Below are 18,069 nucleotides of genomic sequence, written 5' to 3'. Positions count from 1 at the left end.
CCAACCATGTTGCTGCAAGTGATTTATCTGATCGCCATTACCGCCGAGGCGGCATCGGGAGCGATCATGGGCATGCGCCGCCGCATGGACTTGTTCGGGGTCTGCGTGGTGGGCACCGTCACCGCCCTGGGCGGCGGAACCATCCGCGACGTGCTGCTGGGCCGCCATCCGCTGGGATGGGTCGCCCATCCGGAATACCTGTTCTTCACCGTCGGCGCGGCGCTGGCCGCCGCCTGTCTGGTGCGCTTCATGCACCAGGTGCGGATGGCCTTCCTGGTGCTGGACGCGCTGGGCCTGGTGGCGTTCGCCGTGATCGGCTGCGACATCGCCGCCGCCACGGACGCGCATCCTTCCATCGTCGTGCTGATGGGCATGGTGACCGGCATCTGCGGCGGCCTGCTGCGCGACGTCCTGTGCAACCAGGTGCCGCTGGTGCTGCGGCGCGACCTCTATGCCTCGGTGGCGCTGGCCACCGGCGCCCTTTACGTGCTGCTGCAACGCTATGGGGTGGCCCATGATCATGCGACCTGGATCGCGCTGCTCGTCGGCTTCCTGTTCCGCCTGGTGGCCATCCGCAAAGGCTGGGCGCTGCCGGTCTTCACGGCACGCAGGCAGCTCGAGGACTGATCTTCCAGCGCTTTCCCGCACGTGTTACCGGCGCACACAATAGCTGGTGTTGCGACGCAACAACCGCCGCAGCGCCGCAACCGGCATCGGCTATGCTCCTGCCGACGCCCCCTCTGCCGTGAAGGACGGTCCATGGCCCAGAATCCCCTGCACTATCGTGCTTTCATCCTGCTGCTGGTCATCGCGACCATCGCCTTCGGCTGGCTGCTGTGGCCTTTCTTCGGCGCGGTATTCTGGGGTGCGATCCTGGCGATCGTCTTCTTCCCCATGCAGCGGCGCCTGCAGGCACGGTTCGGCGGCCGCGCCAACCTGGCGGCGCTGGCCACGCTGGGCGTGTGCATACTGCTCGTCATCATCCCGGTATCGGTGATCGCCGGCGCCATCATCCAGCAAGGCGCCGGGCTCTACGACCAGATCCGTTCCGGCCATGTCGACTTCCGCGCCTATTTCGAACAGGCCGTCACGGCGCTGCCGGAAAGCGCCCGCAACCTGTTGTCCCGCTTCGGCCTGATGGACATCGGCGGCGTGCAGGCCAAGCTGGCCGACGTCGCCACCAAGGGCAGCCAGTTCTTCGCCACCCAGGCGCTGAGCATAGGCCAGAACACCTTCCAGTTCGTCATCAGCCTGGGGGTGATGCTCTATCTGCTGTTCTTCCTGCTGCGCGACGGCGCCACGCTGTCGGCGAAGATCCGCCGGTCGATCCCGCTGACCGAGTCGCACAAGCGCCACCTGCTGCGCAAGTTCATCGCGGTGGTCCGGGCCACGGTCAAGGGAAATATCGTGGTGGCGATCACCCAGGGCATACTGGGCGGCATCATTTTCTGGATACTGGGCATCCAGGGGGCGCTGCTGTGGAGCGTGGTCATGGCCTTCCTGTCGCTCCTGCCGGCGGTGGGCGCCGGCCTGATCTGGGGCCCGGTGGCGATCTATTTCCTGATGACGGGTTCCATCGTGCAGGGCATCGTCCTGACCCTGTACGGCATCCTGGTGATCGGACTGGTGGACAATGTCCTGCGGCCCATCCTGGTGGGCAAGGACACGCGCATGCCGGACTACGTCGTGCTGATTTCGACGCTGGGCGGCATGGCGCTGTTCGGCATCAACGGCTTCGTGATCGGACCGCTGATCGCCGCGCTGTTCATGGCCGTCTGGGACATTTTCCCGGCCATGGACGAGCATATCCAGGAAGAAGACTAGAGGACTAGGCAGGCCAGGCAGGTGCGTCCGCCTGGCCGCAGGCCGTCAGACGGGCGTGAGTGCCCCGATCAGGCGCGGCCCGGCCGGAGTCTTCTTGCGCGCGGCGACGGGAACGTCGGGCACCAGCACGTAGCTGCCGTTCTCCAGTGTGCCGCTATAGCCGGTGCCTCGCAGCAGCAGGGCCAGGCCATCGGCCGCGGTGTGGCGTCCGCTCAGGCCGGCGGTGGTCAGGCCCGAGACGCTGGCCGGATCGAAAGAAAGCCGCACGCCAGCCTGGCGCGCATATTTTTCCAGCGCGCTGCGCAGGTCGCCGGCGGCAATGGCGAATTCCGACCGGTAATGCTCGCCGGCGTCCGCGCCGCGTGGCGTGTGCGGCATGCCGGGCAGCGCCAGCAGCCAACCTATGGCGAACGCCACCGGGACGGCGATTGCCAGCAACTTGCCGCTGAACGGCAAAGAACGCCGCTTGGGGCGGCGGGGCCTCAGCTGGATCACTTGGCAGGTCATTCGAGTCTCCTGTTGCAGGGTGGCATCGCGTGCTGCCTGCTTGTAATTGTTCGATGACGCCCTCAGCGTATCACGCCTGCCTGTGCTCGGGTTAGTTGCGGATATCCAGCATGTTTGTCCAGGTGTGTCGCTGCGGACGATGCACGCAGATCCGAGCTTCGCTGGCCGGGAACGGTTCGTGCGTGGGACCGCATCGGCCGCCGTCGTTTCGGCCGTGCGGCCGTCGATGACGCATACGCAAGGAGCCCTCCATGAAACCTTCGACCCCGCCCGATCCCCGGTCCGCCCGGCAGCCGGGACAGAATGCCCGTAAAGAAGAAACCGCAGAAGCCGCGCAGGCGCCGCTCGAGCGGGAGCAGGCCGAGCGCCAGAACGACCGCAACGTATCGGCCGACGAGCTGGGCCGCGCGCCTCGCTCCAACAAGCTGTCCGGCAGCGGCATCGACGTGGCGGGACCCGCCGATAAATGAGGTTTTCCGCCATGCGGGACGTGGGTGCGGCAACGTCCGTCAGCGCGGCGGCGCGTCCCATTTGAGCAGCGGCACCAAGTGCAGCCGGTCGCGCAGGATGCGGTAGACGTCGTGGTCGTAGCCGGCGCGCGAGCCGTCGAGCAGTTCGTGCATCGTTTCGTCGCTCGATGCCGTGCCGATGAACTGCCAGCCGTGCAGCACGTGGATCAGTCGCGACTCGCGTATGCCGACCGGGCCGGGATACGGCCACTCCGCCGCGGCCTGGGGCGCCGTGCCGCGGGATCGGCGGTTGTGCAAGGGCTCGAGCGCGCGCAGCAGCCTGTTTTCATGCAACAGCGCGCCGAGGGCGCCCCCGGTTTCCTGCCAGGCGAGATCGTGCACCTGGGCGGCCAGTCTCCCGGCCTTGGCCGAGCGCCAGCGCGCCGGCTGGAAATGGGCGAGGATTTTGTCGCGCAGCCTGTCGGCCCGTCCGACGTAGAGCGCCACGCCATTGGCATTGCGCAGTGTGTAGACGCCGGGCGTCTCGGGCAGCCGGTCGGGCAGGTCCGGATCGAGGGCGGCCGGCCATTCCAGCCGGCCGCTGAGGGCGTCGGCGATTCCGGCAATGTGGGCGGCGGGAAATTCGCGGTGGATGTCCTGCCAGAAATGCCAGATCAGCCGCGCGTCGTCGAGGGCGCGGTGGCGCACTTCGACGCGCAGGCCATGGCGCGCGATCAGCGCGTCCAGGCCGTGGCTGCGGTAGTGGGGATAGAGCCGGCGCGACAGCCGCACGGTGCACAGTACCTGCGCGCGGAAGGGCAGGCCGGCGCGCTGGAATTCATGGCGCAGGAAACCGTAATCGAAACCGGCGTTATGGGCGATGAAGGTATAGCCGCGCAGCCGCGCCGCGATGTCGCCGGCCAGTTCCGCGAAGCGCGGGGCGCCGGCCACCATGGCGTTGGAGATGCCGGTCAGCGACTGGATCATCCGCGGGATGGGACGCTCGGGGTTGACCAGGCTGCTCCACTCGCGCACGCCGTCTTCATCGACCTGGACGATGCCGATCTCGGTGATGCGGTCGCTGTGCGGCGCCGTGCCGGTGGTTTCGAGGTCGACGAAGGCGAGCCGAGGCGGAGCGGACGGCGATGAGGAGGGCGGGGAAGCAAGAGACGGGGCAAGATCGGTCATGGCGCTATCTTAACCAGTGCGCCGGCGTGGGCGGAACCAATGCCGGGCAGGGTGCGTCCATCGAGGATGGGCTGCTCTAGCTTGCCGCGCACTACTATGTGCCGTGAGCCCGGGCATCCGGATCGCCCGGATGCGTGCTGCGCCGGCATCCCTCCGCGGCAACGACCCTATCTGCAAGGAGGCAGACGATGGCAGATTCCTCATGGCGCCGGGAGCGCTTGTCCAGGCCGCTGTTCCGATGGGCGGCGGCCGCGCTGCCCGCCATGTCGGAAACCGAGCGCGCCGCGATCGAGGCCGGCGACGTCTGGTGGGACGCGGAACTGTTCACCGGGACGCCCGACTGGCGCAAGCTGCTCGATACGCCGCCGGCCAGCCTGAGCGCCGAGGAACAGGCGTTCCTCGACGGTCCGGTGGCGGAGCTGTGCGCGATGATCGACGACTGGCGGATCAATTGGGAGCTGCGCGACCTGCCCGCCGACATCTGGGCCTTCCTCAAGGCGCGCCGCTTCTTCGGCATGATCATTCCGCGCCAGTACGGCGGCCTGGGTTTTTCAGCGTATGCGCATTCCGAGGTGGTGCGGCGCATTTCCACGCGTTCGGTCGCGGTCGCGGTGACGGTCATGGTGCCCAATTCGCTCGGGCCGGGCGAACTGCTGCTGCATTTCGGCACGCAGGCGCAGCGCGACCACTGGCTGCCCCGGCTGGCCGACGGCCGCGACATTCCCTGCTTCGGCCTGACCAGCCCCGAGGCCGGCTCGGACGCCGCTTCCATGGTGGACACGGGCGTGGTCTGCCGCGGGACCTGGGAAGGGCAGGAGACGCTGGGCATACGGCTGAATTGGCACAAGCGCTACATCACGCTGGGACCGGTGGCGACGGTGCTGGGACTGGCTTTCAAGCTGCGCGATCCCGACGGTTTGCTGGGCGGCGCGGCCGAGCTGGGCATCACCGTGGCCCTGGTGCCCACCGATACGCCGGGCGTGGAAATCGGCCGGCGCCACCTGCCGGCCATGCAGGTGTTCCAGAACGGCCCGAACCAGGGGCGCGACGTGTTCATCCCTCTGGAGGCGATCGTCGGCGGCCCCGAACGTGCCGGGCAGGGCTGGGAGATGCTGATGACGGCGCTGGCGGCTGGGCGGGGCATCTCGCTGCCTTCGCTGGCCGCCGCTTCGTGCGTGTTCGCCGCGCACACCAGCGGCGCGTACGCGCGGATCCGCGAGCAGTTCGGCATCGCCATCGGCAAATTCGAAGGCGTGCAGGAGAAGCTGGGGCGCATGGCGGCGCTGGCCTACCAGGTCGATGCGGCGCGGCGCCTGACCTGCGCCGGGCTGGACGCGGGCCACAAGCCGGCGGTGATCTCCGCCATCATGAAATACCATGCGACCGAGCGCATGCGCGTGGCGATCAATGACGCGATGGACGTGCACGCGGGCAAGGCGGTCATCGACGGGCCGCGCAATTACCTGGGCAACATCTACCGGGCCGTGCCGGTAGGCATCACGGTCGAAGGCGCCAACATCCTGACGCGCTGCCTGATCATCTTCGGCCAGGGCGCCATCCGCGCGCATCCTTTCCTGATGCAGGAAATGGCGGCGCTGGCCGATGCCGATCCGCGCCGCGGGCTGGACGCCTTCGACCGGGTGTTCTGGCGCCATGCCGGCCATGCCGCGCGCAACACGCTGCGCGCCATCGGCCGCGGCTGGACTGGCGGCCGCTTCGCGCCGGCGCCGCGCGCCGCCGGCGTCGCCGCGCCTTACTACCGCCAGTTGAACCGCTATGCAGCCGCATTCGCGCTGGTGGCCGACGCCGCGCTCGGCAGCCTGGGCGGGGCGCTCAAGCGCAAGGAGGCGATCTCGGGCCGGCTGGGCGACATCCTGGCCGAACTGTACCTGCTGTCGGCGGTGCTCAAGCGCTGGCACGACGAAGGCCGGCAGGCCGCCGACCTGCCTCTGGTGCAGTGGTGCATGGAGAGCGGATTCGCCACGATCGAAAGCAGCCTGGACGGCGTGCTGGCCAACCTGCCGGGCAGGGCGGTCGCGGCTGTCCTGCGGCTGGCGTGCCTGCCCTGGGGCGTGCGGCGGCGCGGGCCGGCCGACGCGGTCACGCAAGCGTGCGCGGCCCTGCTGCTGGAGCCGTCGGCGGCGCGCGAGCGGCTGCTGCCCGGCCTGGCCCGGCCCCGAGCGGGCGAGGCGGTGCACGATCTGGAAACGGCTTTCGAACTGGCCGCCCGCCATGCCGACCTGCTCGACGCGGTCCGCCGTGCCGGCTCGGACCATCCATTGCCCGAGACGTGGTCGGCCGAGCAGCGCGATGCGGTCGAGGCTGCTCGGGCGGCCGCGGCCAAGGTTATCGAAGTGGACAGTTTCGAACCGCATGCTCTGCGGTCTCATGCGATGCCCTGACGACTGCCTAGCAACCCGCACGGCATGGCGACGGGCCTGAAGCCCTCAGCTTCGCCGCGCGGGCCATTGCAGGGCCACTTCTTCCAGGCATTCCAGCATGAGCCTGGCGCTCGGCGTCAGGGGCCTGTCGCGGATCCAGATGACCCCGGTCGGCCGCAGCAGCCTGGGCAATGCGAGCGGAAGCACCGTCAGCGATTGCTCTATGCCGCGGTCGAGGAGGCCGCCGTAGACCGCGACGGCATCGCTGATCTGCAAATACGCCTGAATGACGTGGATGGACAGCATCTCGATGTAGTTGCCGGCCAGCGGTACGCCGTGCCGCTCCAGCACGCGTTCGAGGGGGTCGCGCAGCAAGGTGCCGGAAGGAGGAAGCACCCAGGGATAGTTGCGCAGCGAAGACCACGTCAGCCGTTTGCGCGCGGCCAGGGGATGATGGCGTCCAGCCACCAGTACGGGCGGGTCCTCCAGCAATATCTTTTCGGTGATGCCGTTGCGCAGGTCGGGGGCGGGCAGGCGTCCTACGACCATGTCCAGCCCGCCGCGCCATAGCTCGGGCATCAGCGCGTTGACCGTGCCGTCGGTGACCAGAACGTTGGTGCCGGGCGAGCGCTGCTTGAGCAGACCCAGGGCCTGGGCCATCAGGCCCGACGAGGTGGCGGGCAGCATGCCGAGCGTGACCTTGCCGACGGAGCCGCTGCTCAGTGCCTTCAGGTCCTCGCGCGCGCGGCCGATGTCGCCGAGGATGGTGCGCGCATGCGCGATCAGGCACTCGCCGTGCGGCGTCGGCCGCAGGCCTTGGCTCGTGCGCCGAAATAGCGTCAGGCCCAGTCCTTTTTCGAGTTCGCTCAAGGCCTTGGAGACGGTCGACACCGTGACGTGGGAGATCTCCGCCACTTGCTTGAGGTTGCCGAAATCGCCCAGCGCTACCAGCAGGCGCAGTTGACGCGACTTGAGATTGACGTGCAGATACCAATCCAGCTGGGCCATTGCGGGGTCGACTTGAATGTGTACTCAACTCGCCAGAGATATTACTCCATAGACCACCGCCCGATGGCCAATGTACAAAACTCCGAGTTTGACGAGCGGGGCACCTGATTGCCCGCCTGACCTAGACAGCGGAGACAACATGAATCGCATGACCAGCCTTATCAAGAGCGCGGCTGTGGCCGCGTTCGCTCTCGGGTGCTCGGTAAGTGCAGCGCAGCAACCCTATCCTTCCAAGCCGGTCCGGGTAGTGGTGCCTTATGCGCCGGGGGGAGCGGGGGATCTCGTTTCCCGGATCGTCACACGAAAAGTGGGCGAGATCATGGGCCAGGCCTTCGTGGTCGACAACCGCCCGGGCGCCGGCGCTATTGCGGCATCCGAGGCGGTGGCCAAGGCCGAGCCCGACGGTTACACGATACTGCTGACGGGCAATAATTTCGCGATCAACCGCGCGCTGTTCAAGTCGTTGCCGAACGACGTCATGAACGACTTCAACCACATCTCCACGCTTGCCTTTTTCGAGATGGTGATGGTGGTGGCCGATGACTCGCCGTTCAAGACCGTACAGGATGTCCTCGACTATGCCCGCGCCAATCCGGGCAAGCTGAACATCGGTTCGATCAACGTCGGCAGTACCCAGCAGCTCGCGGCGGTGCTGTTTCAAACCGCTGCCGGGATCCAGGCCCAGGTCGTTCCCTACCGCTCCTCCGCGGAAGTGATTTCGGCGCTGCGGTCGAAGGACGTGCAGGTCGGCATGGAGCTCATGCCGCCGGTCATGGGGCAACTCTCGAGCGGCGCGCTGCGCGCGATCGGCGTGGCCTCGCTCAAACGTTCGCCGCTGTTGCCGCAGGTGCCTACCATCGACCAGAGCGGGGTGCCCGGCTACGAAGCTTCGTCGTGGAACGGGCTGTCGGCGCCGCCGGGAACACCGCCGGAAGTCGTCGCAAGCCTGCAGAAGGCGATCGCGCGCGCGATCGCAGACCCCGAAGTTTCGCAGAAGCTGGTGGCCGCGGGCACGGTGCCGCGTGCCGGTACGTCGGAACAGATACGCGACCAGCTCAATTCCGACTATACGAAGTGGAAGAAAGTGATCGAACAGGCGAATATCCCGCTCCAGTAGGGCGAGCTATTCAGACACCCAATCCCCGCATGAGGAAGAGGAAAACAACCATGTCACGCAACGGTTCCGTCCAACTGAATATCGCCCTGGGCAACTACGGGCATACAGCCGCTTTCAAGGATGGCACTGTGCCCATCGAGGGCGTCGAGGCGCATTTCGTCGAAGTCGAGCCCATCATCGCGGCATTCCGGCGCATGGTGCGCGATGTCGAGTTCGACGTATGCGAGATGGCGCCCGCCACCTACATGATCGCGCGGGAAGCGGGCGCGCCGTTCAAGGCGCTGCCGGTGTTCGTCTATCGCCGCCTGCATCACGAAGGACTGGTGTACCGGCCCGACGCCGGAATCTCCAGTCCGAAAGACCTGGAGGGCAAGCAGGTCGGCGTGCGGGCCTATTCGGTCTCCACCGGGATCTGGACGCGCGGCATCCTGTCCGACGAATACGGGGTCGACCTGTCGAAGGTGGGCTGGGTGGTCGATGACGAAGAGCATGTCGCATCGCTTCAGCTGCCGCCCAATGTCAGCCATGCGCCGGCGGGCCAATCGCTGGTGAGCATGATGGCCGACGGCAGTTTGCAGGCTGCGTTCACCGGGCCCGCGGGCATCGGCCGCGCGGGCGCGCCCACCGCGGGCTGGGACGCAGGCAAGGGCGGCGCACCGATGGTCGGGTGGGAAGAGGCCAGCAAGGGAGCCACGGTTTATCCCGAGATGTTTCCGGACGCCTTCGAGCTGGAAAAGGATTGGGTGCGCCGTACCGGCATTTATCCGATCCACGGGCTCATCGTCGTCAAGGACGAACTGCTCGAACGGTACCCGTGGCTCGCACGGGCGCTGTTCGACGCGCTGGCCAAGTCTACCGAACTCTATCTGGACCGGCTCGGCCGCGGCGACGTCCGCACCGAGGTCGACCGGCACTACATGAAGATGGCGTCCGTGGTCGGCAATCCGCTGCCTGCCGGCATCGAGGAGAACCGGCCCGCGATCGAGGCCCTGATCCGCTATTGCCACGAGCAGGGGCTGCTCAAGCGTTCCTACCAGGCGGGCGATTTCTTCGTCGACCCGCGCGCCTGATTGATTTACTGCCGATCATTATTTCGAGGATTTCTGAGATGCCTTCCCGGATTCTGGACATACACCCGCACATCATCACGACCGATACCGAGACCTATCCGCGCGCGCCGCTCGGCGGCAACCAGTCGGGATGGTCCAGGGATCGTCCCACCACGACCGAGCAGCTGCTGGCCGCGATGGACGCCGCGGGTGTCGCCAAGGCCGCCATCGTGCAGTCGTCGACCTGCTATGGCTTCGACAATTCCTATGTGGCCGACGCGGTCGCCGCGCATCCCGATCGATTCACCGGCGTGTTCTCCGTCGACGTGCTGGCCGACGATGCGCCGCAGCGCATTCGCGAGTGGGTGGTGGACCGGAAACTGACCGGCCTGCGCCTGTTCACCACCGGCAGCACCATGCCGGGCCAGGCCTCGTGGCTGGCGGACCCGCGCACCTTCCCGGCCTGGGAGTGCGCGCGCGAACTCGGTATCCCGGTCTGCGTGCAAATGCGCGCGGAGGGCTTTCCGCAGCTCCAGGAAATCCTGTCGCGCTTTCCCGAGGTGCCCATCATCCTGGATCACTTGTGGCAGATCCCGCTTGAAGAGGGGCCGCCCTATACCGCCGCCGACGCGCTGTACCAAGTGGTTCGATATCCCAACGTCTATCTCAAGTTGACCAGTGTGACCATGGACAATGCGCGCAAGGGCAAGGCGTCGCCCGAGACCTATCTGCCGCGGGTCGTGTCCGAGTTCGGCGCCGACCGCATCGCCTGGGGATCGAACTTCCCCGCTACGCCGGGCACGCTCAAGGAGATCCTCGACGACAGCCTGGCGGCGCTGGCGTGGGCTTCCGAGGCCGACAAGGAACACATCTTCCGGCGCACGGCCGAGAAGCTGTATCCGGCGCTGGCCGGCCACGCGGAGCGCTGACCATGGCGCCATCCATCAAGCTCCATACGCTGCTGGCCGACTATCCGGTCACGCTGCCGCTCAAGCGCGGCGACGTGCCGCTGCAAGGCATCGAATTCGATTTCGTTCCGGTGGGGAAGGCCAGCGGCGAGTTCAAGCGGGTCGTGCGCGACCTGGAATTCGACGTGGCCGAACTGGCGATCATCACTTTCCTGATCGCCAAGGCCGCCGGCAAGCCGCTCGCGCTGTTGCCGGCCGTGATGGTCGGCCGCTTCCAGCATCCTTTCCTGATCCACGACCGCAGCCGGGGCAAGCTCGAACCGGCGGATCTGGGAGGGCGGCGCGTGGGGATCCGTTCGTACTCCGTGACCACCGGCGCCTGGGTGCGCGGCATCCTGGCCAACGACTACGGCGTCGACCTCGACACGGTCCGTTGGGTCACGTTCGAAGAACCGCACGTGGCGGAGTTCCATGATCCCTCCAACGTCGAGCGCGCCGCGCCCGGCAAGAAGATGATCGACATGCTGCTGGCGGGGGAGATCGACGCGGCGGTGGCGGGCGACGGCCTGCCGGCGGATGACCGCATCCAGACCGTGATTCCCGATCCGCAGGCCGCCGCGCGCGACTGGCAGGCGCGCCACGGCGCGCTGCAGATCAACCATATGGTCGTGGTGCGCGAGTCGCTGATGCGCGAGCGGCCCGAGGCGGTCCGGGAGGTATACCGCGCGCTGTCGGAGAGCCGCCGCCAGGCGGTGGCCGCGGGCGCCGCCGATTTGCCGTTCGGCATAGAGGCCAATCGCCGCAACCTGGAAGTGGCCATCGACTATGCCTTCCAGCAGCGCCTGATCCCCCGGCGCTACACGGTGGACGAACTGTTCCTCGACCCCGTGCGCGACTTCGCCTGATTCTCCAGGCTCCACCATGGCCGGCCACCGCCTCGCGCCCCCCCCGTGAGCCGGCCATCCCCGCGATACCGTTGGCTTTGCCGGCGGAATCCGGGTGGCGGGATTCATCGCATGTAAGCATGATGTCAGCTTGATCGTGACGATTAACAGAGAATTCATGCGAATTCCAGGGTAATTCCTGAGTGCGGGCATTTGACCCGAGCGATCGTTCACAGTAGAATCATTCGAGTTGAAATCATTGCTCCACTGATTGTTCAAGAGCGATGGTTTTCGCCGCCGGGCCGCCCCAAGGCAAAAAACGCTCCCTGAAGGGGTAGCGCAGCCGAGGGCGCAGCGTGGGGGTTTTTTATGCCAACGCATTTTTCAGGTTTCCAACAGGACATGGACCATCCCGGCATCGGTGCCGAACCAGGCGTGAACTACAACTTGCGTATCCTGCGTGCCTTGCGCCGCATTACCCGCAACATCGCCTTGCATTCGAAGCAGCTGGCTGCGTGCAGCCACATCACCGCGCCGCAACTGGTCTGCCTGCTGGTAGTGATCGAATCGGGTCCGCTGACGGCTACGGCCATCAGCCGCGAGATCTCGGTCAGTCCCAGCACGGTCGTGGGCATCCTCGACCGCCTGGAGGAAAAAGGTTGGATCCGGCGCGAACGCAGCCGCGAAGACCGCCGCACCGTCCTCGTATCGGCTACCGAAGCCGGCCGCGAGGTGGCCAGGCAGGCGCCTTCGCCGTTGCAGAAAACGCTGGCCGATGCCCTGGGCGCCTTGCCCGAACTGGAACAGGCCACGATTACGCTCTCGCTCGAGCGCATCGTCGGCTTGATGGAATCTTCCGGTACGGACAACTCGCCCATCCTGGATATCAACGCGTCGGATACGTCTCCGGAGTCGGGCCTGGCGGTTTGACCGGAGCCATCAACCAGCCGCCTGGAGAAGCGATTCCCGGGCTGGCGCAAGATAGGAGGGTCTGAGTCTGAACGCGACAGACGACACGCTCATCCAACCTGCGGCACACGCCCCGGTCGAGGATGGCTTCCACCTCAGGTCTCCCGTGATCGAAGACGCCGCAGGCATCCAGCGACTCATTCAGGCGTCGCCGCCGCTGGACGTCAATTCCACCTACGCCTACCTTCTTTTGTGCCGGCACTTTCGCGATACCTGCGTAGTGGCTACCCGGCAAGGGCAATTGGCAGGGTTCGTATCTGCCTACTTCCCGCCCACACAATCCAACGTCCTGTTCATCTGGCAAGTCGCCGTGCATCCCGATGCGCGCGGTTGCCGCCTGGGGCAGCGCATGCTCGAGCATCTGCTCGCCCGTCCGCTGACCCAATCCGTGGCCAGCCTCGAGACCACGGTGTCTCCGTCCAACCAGCCGTCGCGGCGCATGTTCGCCGCTCTGGCGCGGGCACGCGGCGCCGCCTGCGTGGAGGAGTCCATGTTCCCGCCGGAACTGTTCGGGCAGGCTGACCACGAGGACGAGCGGCTGTTGCGTATCGCGCCGCTCTAGCAGACCGGGCGCGACGCGTCCATCCCGGCTTCGCGCCGGGTCCGCTCATACGTTTTTCATGCTTCGAGAAAGCAAAACAGGAGGGATAAAAATGGATCTCAAGATCTTCGACCGCCTCGAATCGGAAGTCCGCGGCTACATTCGCTCGTTTCCGGTGATCTTCAGCAAGGCCAGGGGCTCGTTGCTGTTCGACGAGGAAGGCAAGCAGTACATCGACCTGTTCGCCGGCGCCGGAACGCTCAACTACGGGCACAACAATCCGGTCCTCAAGCAGCCCTTGCTCGACTACATGCAGGAAGACGGCGTGGTCCACGGCCTGGACATGGCGACCTCCGCCAAGAAGGCTTTCCTGGAGACGTTCGAACGGCTGATCCTGAAGCCGCGCGGCATGCGGTACACGCTGCAGTTCACCGGTCCCACGGGCACCAACGCGGTCGAAGCGGCGCTCAAGATCGCCCGCCGCGTCAAGCAGCGCCCGAACGTCGTCTCGTTCACCCACGGCTTCCATGGCGTGAGCGGCGGTTCGCTGTCCGCCACGGCCAACACCAAGTACCGTGATGCCGCCGGCGTGAGCCTGGGCAACACCACTTTCATTCCCTACGACGGCTACTTCGGTCCGGACGTGGACACCATGGCCTACTTCGAGCGCATGCTGGAAGACCGCAGCAGCGGCATGGATGCGCCGGCGGCGGTGATCGTCGAGACCGTGCAGGGCGAGGGCGGCGTGAACGTGGCGACGCTGCGCTGGCTGCAGGAGCTGCAGCGCCTGTGCCGCCGCTACGACATGCTGCTGATCGTGGACGACATCCAGGTCGGCTGCGGCCGCACCGGCACCTTCTTCAGCTTCGAGTCCGCCGGCATCCAGCCGGACATCGTGACGCTGTCCAAGTCGCTCAGCGGCTTCGGCCTGCCCATGGCCATGGTGCTGCTCAAGCCCGAGCTGGACATCTGGAAGCCCGGCGAGCACAACGGCACCTTCCGCGGCAACAACCTGGCTTTCGTGACGGCGCGCACGGCGCTGGAGCACTACTGGAGCGATGACGCCTTCACCGGCGAAATCCAGGCCAAGGAAACGCTGGTGCGCGACTGGCTCGAGAACATGGTGCACAGCCATCCTGAGGCTGAATTGTCGGTGCGCGGCCGCGGCCTGATCCAGGGACTGGTGAGCGGCGTGCCGGGGCTGGCCAACAAGATCGCCGCGCAGGCTTTCCAGGGCGGCGTGGTGATCGAGACGTCGGGCGCGAACGACGAAGTGCTCAAGCTGTTGCCCGCCCTGACCATCGAAGAAGCGCAGCTGCGCCAGGCGCTGGAGGTGCTGGACCAGGCCGTCGGCCAGGTCGTCGCGGCCGAACAGCTGGCCCGCAAGCAGCCCCACGCGCGCGTGTTGAAATTCGGAGGAAAAGCGCGATGATCGTACGCGACATCAAGGACATTATCGGAACCGAGAACGAGGTCGTCACCCCGACCTGGACCAGCCGGCGGGTGCTGCTCAAGAAAGACGGCATGGGGTTCTCGTTCCACGAGACCGTCATCCAGCCCGGCACCGAGACGCACATCTGGTACAAGAACCACGTCGAAGCCGTGTGGTGCATCGAAGGCGACGGCGAGGTCGAGACCGTCGCCGACGGCAAGGTCTACAAGCTCGGACCGGGCGTGATCTATGCGCTCGACGAAAACGACGAGCACTACCTGCGCGGCGGCAAGGAGCCGCTGCGCGTGATCTGCGTCTTCAATCCGCCGCTGAGCGGCAAGGAAGTCCACGACGCCGAAGGCGTCTACCCCCTCGAGGAAGAAAAGGCCGCCTGACGGCATGGCCTGCGCGCCCGGCTCCGCCGGTGCGCGCCCTAGCGAGCTGCCGCGCACGCCGGCGGGCGTCGCGGCCCCCAGAACGAACCAGGAGGGCGAACATGATTACTCCCGCACGCGATATCTATTCTTCCCGCGCCGACCGCGCCGCCGGCATCGTCCAGCGGCGCGACCCGGTCGTCTATGGCAGCGCCAAGGTGGCGCCCGGCGCGGGCCTGGATGCCGAACAGCTCGGCAGCTACGAGCGCAATGGCTACATCCTGCTCAAGAGCTTTTTCTCCAGCCAGGAAACCGAAACGCTCAAGAAAGAAGTCGAGCGGCTCGGCCGCGACCCGTCCATCAAGCGCCGCGAGGAAGCGGTCACCGAGCGCGGCAGCGACGCCGTCCGCTCGGTCTTCATGGTCCACAAGCTCAGCAAGCTGCTCGGCCGCCTGTCGGCGGACATGCGCCTGGCGGGCATCGCCAAACAGGTCCTCGGCTCGGACGTCTACATCCACCAGTCGCGCGCCAACTTCAAGCCCGGCTTCAAGGGCAAGGAGTTCTACTGGCATTCCGACTTCGAGACCTGGCACGTCGAAGACGGCATGCCGGCGATGCGCGCGCTGAGCTGCTCGGTGCTGCTGACCGACAACGATGCCAGCAACGGTCCGCTGATGGTGATGCCGGGTTCGCATCGCCAGTTCGTCTCGTGCGTCGGCGAAACCCCGCAGGAACACTACAAGCAATCGTTGAAGAAACAGGAATACGGGGTGCCGGATTCCGTCAGCCTGCAATTGCTGGTGGACCAGGGCGGTATCGATGTGCTGTCGGCGCCGGCCGGTTCGGTGGTTTTCTTCGACTGCAACCTGATGCACGGCTCGAACAGCAATATCTCGCCGTATCCGCGCGCCAACGTGTTCATGGTGTATAACAGCATCGAAAACACCCTGAGCAATCCCAAGTACGGCTTGAATCCCCGCCCCGAATTCATCGCCACGCGCGATGCCTTCACGCCCATCCAGGCGGTCGAGCCGGGCTACCTGCGGCCGGTCTGAGCCAAGATGCCTTGCGCCGGGCGCGCCCCCTGGGCGCCGCCCGGCCGCTGGAGCGCCCAGGGTGCCGTTCGTGCGCAAACCCGCCCCGATCGGGTATAAACGCACCTTGCCGTCTACGGCAGATTCCTAGGACACCCGAGTTATGCAACGCGTCATGCTTCGCGCCAAGATTCACCGTGTGGCGGTGACTCAGGCCGATCTGAACTATGAAGGCTCGTGCGGCATCGATGAAGATTTTCTCGATGCGGCCGGCATGAAAGAGTACGAGCGCATCGAGCTCTACAACATCAACAACGGCGAGCGCTTCTCCACCTACATCATCAAGGGCAGGCGCGGCAGCGGCGAAATCTCGCTGAACGGCGCCGCGGCGCGGCGCGCCCACGTCGGCGACCTGATGATCATCTGCACCTACGGCTCCATGACCGACGAGGAAGCGGAAACCTTCCGGCCGCGCGTGGTGCTGGTGGACGAGAACAACCGCATCAAAGAAGTGATCGAGAAGTCCTGAGCCCGCGGGCGCGCCCATGCAGGCCGACCTGCTGCTCTTTCTCTCTTTATCGGTGGGCGTGACCGTCGCGCCCGGCCCCGACAATCTCCAGGTATTGGCGCGTTCGCTCAGCCAGGGCAGGGCGGCGGGCATTGCCGCCGCGCTGGGGTTCGCCTCGGGCTGCCTGTTCCACACCATGCTCGCGGTGCTCGGCGTGGCGGCGCTGCTCAAGGCCTCGCCGCTGGCGTTCGACGCCATCCGCCTGGCCGGCGCGGCCTACCTGTTGTGGCTGGCCGTGCAGGTGCTGCGCAACCGCGGGGGCTTCTCGCCCGCCAGCGGTCCGCTGCCGCTGGGGCGGTGGCGCATTTTCGGCCAGAGCGTGCTGGCCAACATGCTCAATCCCAAGGTCACGCTGTTCTTCCTGGTGTTCCTGCCGCAGTTCGTCAGCCCCTGGGCCGGCCACCCCGATTTGCAGATGTTCTGGCTGGGCGTGCTGTTCATGCTCCAGGCGGCAGTGGTGTTCTGCCTGATCGCCTGGTTCGCCGGCATGCTGGGCGAGGTGCTGCGGCGCCGGCCGCAGGTGGGCGTCTGGCTGGACCGGCTGGCCGGCGTCATTTTCCTGTTCCTCGCCGTTCGCATCGTCTGGAACTGACGGGCCCGCCGGCCACGGCGCTTCCGGCCGTGCGGCAGGCGTTTCAGCGAGGCTGAAGCAGGTCTTCCGGCACCAGCACGGCGCCCTCCATCAGGCGGCGCGCGCTGCGGCTCATCGTCACTTTGACGATGGTCCAGCCGGCATCGTCCTGGCGGGCTTCGGCGCCCACGGCCAGCGAGCCCGAGGGGTGGCCGAAGCGCACGCCGCTGCGGGTGCCGCCCAGCATCCGGCTGACCACGGTGCCGGGCACGGCGGCCGCTGCCGCGATCGCCACCGCGCCGGTGCCCGTCATCGCGTGATGCAGCTTGCCCATCGACAGGATGCGGGCATTGATGTCGATGTCGGCCGCCGCCACCGGCTTGCCGCTCGAGGCCACGTAGCTGGCCGGCGGGCCGAAGAAGGCGAGCTTGGGCGTGTGCTGCCGGGTGCGGCTGATGCTTTCGACGCTGTCGCCCAGGCCCATCGCCAGCGCACCATGGGCGCGGATGGCTTCGCAGGCGGCCAGCAGTTCGGGATTGACGTTGACGTCCTGCTGCGATTCGGCGCCGGTCAGGCCGAGCGCCGAGGCGGCCACGAACACCGCGGGGTTGCCTGCATCGATCAGCGTCGCCTCGATCTCGCCCAGGTCGGGTATGGAGAGCACGTCCGTGGGGCGGCCGGTGGGCAGCATCGCGCCGCCGGTCTCGCCGTCGCCGGCGCCCGGGTCGAGGAACTCGATGCGGATCTCGGCCGCGGGAAAGGCGACGCCGTCCAGTTCGAAATCGCCCAGTTCCTGCACCGCGCCGTCTTTCATCGGCACATGGGCGATGATGCGCTTGGCAATGTTGGCCTGCCAGATGCGGACCACCGCGATGCCGTCGCGCGGCGCGTCGACCAGGCCGCGGTGGATGGCGAACGGTCCGACCGCCGCGGTCAGGTTGCCGCAGTTGCCGCTCCAGTCCACCAGCGGCTGGCCGATGGCGACCTGGCCGAACAGGTAGTCCACGTCGCAGTCCGGCCGTTCGCTGCGGCCGACGATGACGGCTTTGCTGGTGCTGGAGGTGGCGGCGCCCATGCCGTCGATCTGCTTCTCGTAGGGATCGGGGCTGCCGATCACGCGCATCAGCACCGCGTCGCGGCAGGCCGGATCGGCGGGCAGGTCTTCGGGCAGGAAGAAAACGCCCTTGCTGGTGCCGCCGCGCATGTAGAGGGCGGGAATGCTGGTCTGCTTGGTCATGGCCGTCTTTCGGGAAAAGGCAAAGGGT

19 protein-coding genes are annotated in these 18,069 nt (G+C 66.7%); 15 read left to right on the top strand and 4 right to left on the bottom strand.

The genetic code is table 11. The features are described from left to right. Nucleotides 1–12 precede the first annotated feature (12 nt). Both PIGHUM_RS05885 and PIGHUM_RS05880 read left to right on the top strand, forming a co-directional pair. Nucleotides 13–627 (top strand): trimeric intracellular cation channel family protein, encoded by a 615-nt coding sequence (locus tag PIGHUM_RS05885; protein WP_222929223.1) that lies wholly within the window; start codon nt 13–15, stop codon nt 625–627. A 132-nt stretch (nt 628–759) separates the two neighbouring features. Then, complete coding sequence (locus tag PIGHUM_RS05880; RefSeq protein ID WP_124078464.1) at nt 760–1,824, top strand: AI-2E family transporter; 1,065 nt, start codon at nt 760–762, stop codon at nt 1,822–1,824. Nucleotides 1,825–1,869: 45 nt separating this feature from the next. Here PIGHUM_RS05880 and PIGHUM_RS23860 read toward each other — a convergent pair whose 3' ends face one another. Continuing rightward, on the bottom strand, nt 1,870–2,331 hold the full coding sequence (locus tag PIGHUM_RS23860) for an STN domain-containing protein (RefSeq protein ID WP_160142179.1): 462 nt from the start codon (nt 2,329–2,331) through the stop codon (nt 1,870–1,872). Nucleotides 2,332–2,582: 251 nt separating this feature from the next. On the opposite strand from PIGHUM_RS23860, the gene PIGHUM_RS23855 reads away from it, so the two are divergent. Further along, complete coding sequence (locus PIGHUM_RS23855; RefSeq protein ID WP_160142178.1) at nt 2,583–2,801, top strand: hypothetical protein; 219 nt, start codon at nt 2,583–2,585, stop codon at nt 2,799–2,801. A gap of 39 nt (nt 2,802–2,840) precedes the next feature. On the opposite strand, the gene PIGHUM_RS05870 is transcribed toward PIGHUM_RS23855, so the two are convergent. Then, nucleotides 2,841–3,968, bottom strand: a complete 1,128-nt coding sequence (locus PIGHUM_RS05870; protein ID WP_124078462.1) for an exonuclease domain-containing protein — start codon at nt 3,966–3,968, stop codon at nt 2,841–2,843. A 188-nt stretch (nt 3,969–4,156) separates the two neighbouring features. Here PIGHUM_RS05870 and PIGHUM_RS05865 point away from each other — a divergent pair, with 188 nt between their 5' ends. Continuing rightward, the gene (locus tag PIGHUM_RS05865; protein ID WP_124078461.1) at nt 4,157–6,370 is read left to right on the top strand and encodes an acyl-CoA dehydrogenase; all 2,214 of its coding nucleotides are present in this window, start codon (nt 4,157–4,159) and stop codon (nt 6,368–6,370) included. 45 nt (nt 6,371–6,415) lie between these two features. On the opposite strand, the gene PIGHUM_RS05860 is transcribed toward PIGHUM_RS05865, so the two are convergent. Continuing rightward, the gene (locus PIGHUM_RS05860) at nt 6,416–7,357 is read right to left on the bottom strand and encodes a LysR substrate-binding domain-containing protein (RefSeq protein WP_124078460.1); all 942 of its coding nucleotides are present in this window, start codon (nt 7,355–7,357) and stop codon (nt 6,416–6,418) included. 139 nt (nt 7,358–7,496) lie between these two features. On the opposite strand from PIGHUM_RS05860, the gene PIGHUM_RS05855 reads away from it, so the two are divergent. The 11 genes from PIGHUM_RS05855 to PIGHUM_RS05805 all read left to right on the top strand — a co-directional run bounded on the left by PIGHUM_RS05855 (nt 7,497) and on the right by PIGHUM_RS05805 (nt 16,825). After that, nucleotides 7,497–8,474 (top strand): Bug family tripartite tricarboxylate transporter substrate binding protein, encoded by a 978-nt coding sequence (locus PIGHUM_RS05855; protein WP_160142177.1) that lies wholly within the window; start codon nt 7,497–7,499, stop codon nt 8,472–8,474. A gap of 50 nt (nt 8,475–8,524) precedes the next feature. Next, nucleotides 8,525–9,544 (top strand): ABC transporter substrate-binding protein, encoded by a 1,020-nt coding sequence (locus tag PIGHUM_RS05850; RefSeq protein WP_124078458.1) that lies wholly within the window; start codon nt 8,525–8,527, stop codon nt 9,542–9,544. Nucleotides 9,545–9,582: 38 nt separating this feature from the next. Beyond that, on the top strand, nt 9,583–10,452 hold the full coding sequence (locus PIGHUM_RS05845; protein WP_124078457.1) for an amidohydrolase family protein: 870 nt from the start codon (nt 9,583–9,585) through the stop codon (nt 10,450–10,452). Between the two features lie 2 nt (nt 10,453–10,454). Beyond that, nucleotides 10,455–11,336, top strand: a complete 882-nt coding sequence (locus PIGHUM_RS05840; RefSeq protein WP_124078456.1) for a substrate-binding domain-containing protein — start codon at nt 10,455–10,457, stop codon at nt 11,334–11,336. 381 nt (nt 11,337–11,717) lie between these two features. Further along, complete coding sequence (locus tag PIGHUM_RS05835; protein WP_124078455.1) at nt 11,718–12,245, top strand: MarR family winged helix-turn-helix transcriptional regulator; 528 nt, start codon at nt 11,718–11,720, stop codon at nt 12,243–12,245. 61 nt (nt 12,246–12,306) lie between these two features. Then, nucleotides 12,307–12,846 (top strand): diaminobutyrate acetyltransferase, encoded by a 540-nt coding sequence (gene ectA / locus PIGHUM_RS05830; protein ID WP_124078454.1) that lies wholly within the window; start codon nt 12,307–12,309, stop codon nt 12,844–12,846. A gap of 91 nt (nt 12,847–12,937) precedes the next feature. After that, nucleotides 12,938–14,257 (top strand): diaminobutyrate--2-oxoglutarate transaminase, encoded by a 1,320-nt coding sequence (ectB, locus tag PIGHUM_RS05825; protein WP_124078453.1) that lies wholly within the window; start codon nt 12,938–12,940, stop codon nt 14,255–14,257. Further along, nucleotides 14,254–14,652, top strand: coding sequence for an ectoine synthase (locus PIGHUM_RS05820; protein WP_124078452.1), 399 nt, complete (start codon nt 14,254–14,256; stop codon nt 14,650–14,652). The genes ectB and PIGHUM_RS05820 overlap by 4 nt, the downstream gene beginning before the upstream one ends. Before the next feature lie 101 nt (nt 14,653–14,753). Continuing rightward, the gene (thpD, locus tag PIGHUM_RS05815) at nt 14,754–15,686 is read left to right on the top strand and encodes an ectoine hydroxylase (RefSeq protein ID WP_124078451.1); all 933 of its coding nucleotides are present in this window, start codon (nt 14,754–14,756) and stop codon (nt 15,684–15,686) included. A gap of 142 nt (nt 15,687–15,828) precedes the next feature. Continuing rightward, nucleotides 15,829–16,194, top strand: coding sequence for an aspartate 1-decarboxylase (panD, locus tag PIGHUM_RS05810; protein WP_124078450.1), 366 nt, complete (start codon nt 15,829–15,831; stop codon nt 16,192–16,194). A 16-nt stretch (nt 16,195–16,210) separates the two neighbouring features. Next, nucleotides 16,211–16,825 (top strand): LysE family translocator, encoded by a 615-nt coding sequence (locus PIGHUM_RS05805; protein WP_124078449.1) that lies wholly within the window; start codon nt 16,211–16,213, stop codon nt 16,823–16,825. Between the two features lie 43 nt (nt 16,826–16,868). Here the strand turns inward: PIGHUM_RS05805 and prpF are convergent, their stop codons facing one another. Then, nucleotides 16,869–18,041 (bottom strand): 2-methylaconitate cis-trans isomerase PrpF, encoded by a 1,173-nt coding sequence (prpF, locus tag PIGHUM_RS05800; RefSeq protein WP_124078448.1) that lies wholly within the window; start codon nt 18,039–18,041, stop codon nt 16,869–16,871. Nucleotides 18,042–18,069 lie beyond the last annotated feature (28 nt).

Source organism: Pigmentiphaga humi, assembly GCF_900606115.1.
GTDB lineage: Bacteria > Pseudomonadota > Gammaproteobacteria > Burkholderiales > Burkholderiaceae_B > Pigmentiphaga > Pigmentiphaga humi.
The sequence above is the reverse complement of the archived record's forward strand: the minus strand, read 5'-3'. Positions and strand labels throughout refer to the sequence as shown.

Bases quoted from the DNA above. Each gene is read 5' to 3' on its own strand.
- PIGHUM_RS05880 (WP_124078464.1), top strand. From the start codon at position 760: ATGGCCCAGAATCCCCTGCACTATCGTGCTTTCATCCTGCTGCTGGTC.
- PIGHUM_RS23860 (WP_160142179.1), bottom strand. From the start codon at position 2,331: ATGACCTGCCAAGTGATCCAGCTGAGGCCCCGCCGCCCCAAGCGGCGT.
- PIGHUM_RS23855 (WP_160142178.1), top strand. From the start codon at position 2,583: ATGAAACCTTCGACCCCGCCCGATCCCCGGTCCGCCCGGCAGCCGGGA.
- PIGHUM_RS05870 (WP_124078462.1), bottom strand. From the start codon at position 3,968: ATGACCGATCTTGCCCCGTCTCTTGCTTCCCCGCCCTCCTCATCGCCG.
- PIGHUM_RS05865 (WP_124078461.1), top strand. From the start codon at position 4,157: ATGGCAGATTCCTCATGGCGCCGGGAGCGCTTGTCCAGGCCGCTGTTC.
- PIGHUM_RS05860 (WP_124078460.1), bottom strand. From the start codon at position 7,357: ATGGCCCAGCTGGATTGGTATCTGCACGTCAATCTCAAGTCGCGTCAA.
- PIGHUM_RS05855 (WP_160142177.1), top strand. From the start codon at position 7,497: ATGAATCGCATGACCAGCCTTATCAAGAGCGCGGCTGTGGCCGCGTTC.
- PIGHUM_RS05850 (WP_124078458.1), top strand. From the start codon at position 8,525: ATGTCACGCAACGGTTCCGTCCAACTGAATATCGCCCTGGGCAACTAC.
- PIGHUM_RS05845 (WP_124078457.1), top strand. From the start codon at position 9,583: ATGCCTTCCCGGATTCTGGACATACACCCGCACATCATCACGACCGAT.
- PIGHUM_RS05840 (WP_124078456.1), top strand. From the start codon at position 10,455: ATGGCGCCATCCATCAAGCTCCATACGCTGCTGGCCGACTATCCGGTC.
- PIGHUM_RS05835 (WP_124078455.1), top strand. From the start codon at position 11,718: ATGGACCATCCCGGCATCGGTGCCGAACCAGGCGTGAACTACAACTTG.
- ectB (WP_124078453.1), top strand. From the start codon at position 12,938: ATGGATCTCAAGATCTTCGACCGCCTCGAATCGGAAGTCCGCGGCTAC.
- PIGHUM_RS05820 (WP_124078452.1), top strand. From the start codon at position 14,254: ATGATCGTACGCGACATCAAGGACATTATCGGAACCGAGAACGAGGTC.
- thpD (WP_124078451.1), top strand. From the start codon at position 14,754: ATGATTACTCCCGCACGCGATATCTATTCTTCCCGCGCCGACCGCGCC.
- panD (WP_124078450.1), top strand. From the start codon at position 15,829: ATGCAACGCGTCATGCTTCGCGCCAAGATTCACCGTGTGGCGGTGACT.
- PIGHUM_RS05805 (WP_124078449.1), top strand. From the start codon at position 16,211: ATGCAGGCCGACCTGCTGCTCTTTCTCTCTTTATCGGTGGGCGTGACC.
- prpF (WP_124078448.1), bottom strand. From the start codon at position 18,041: ATGACCAAGCAGACCAGCATTCCCGCCCTCTACATGCGCGGCGGCACC.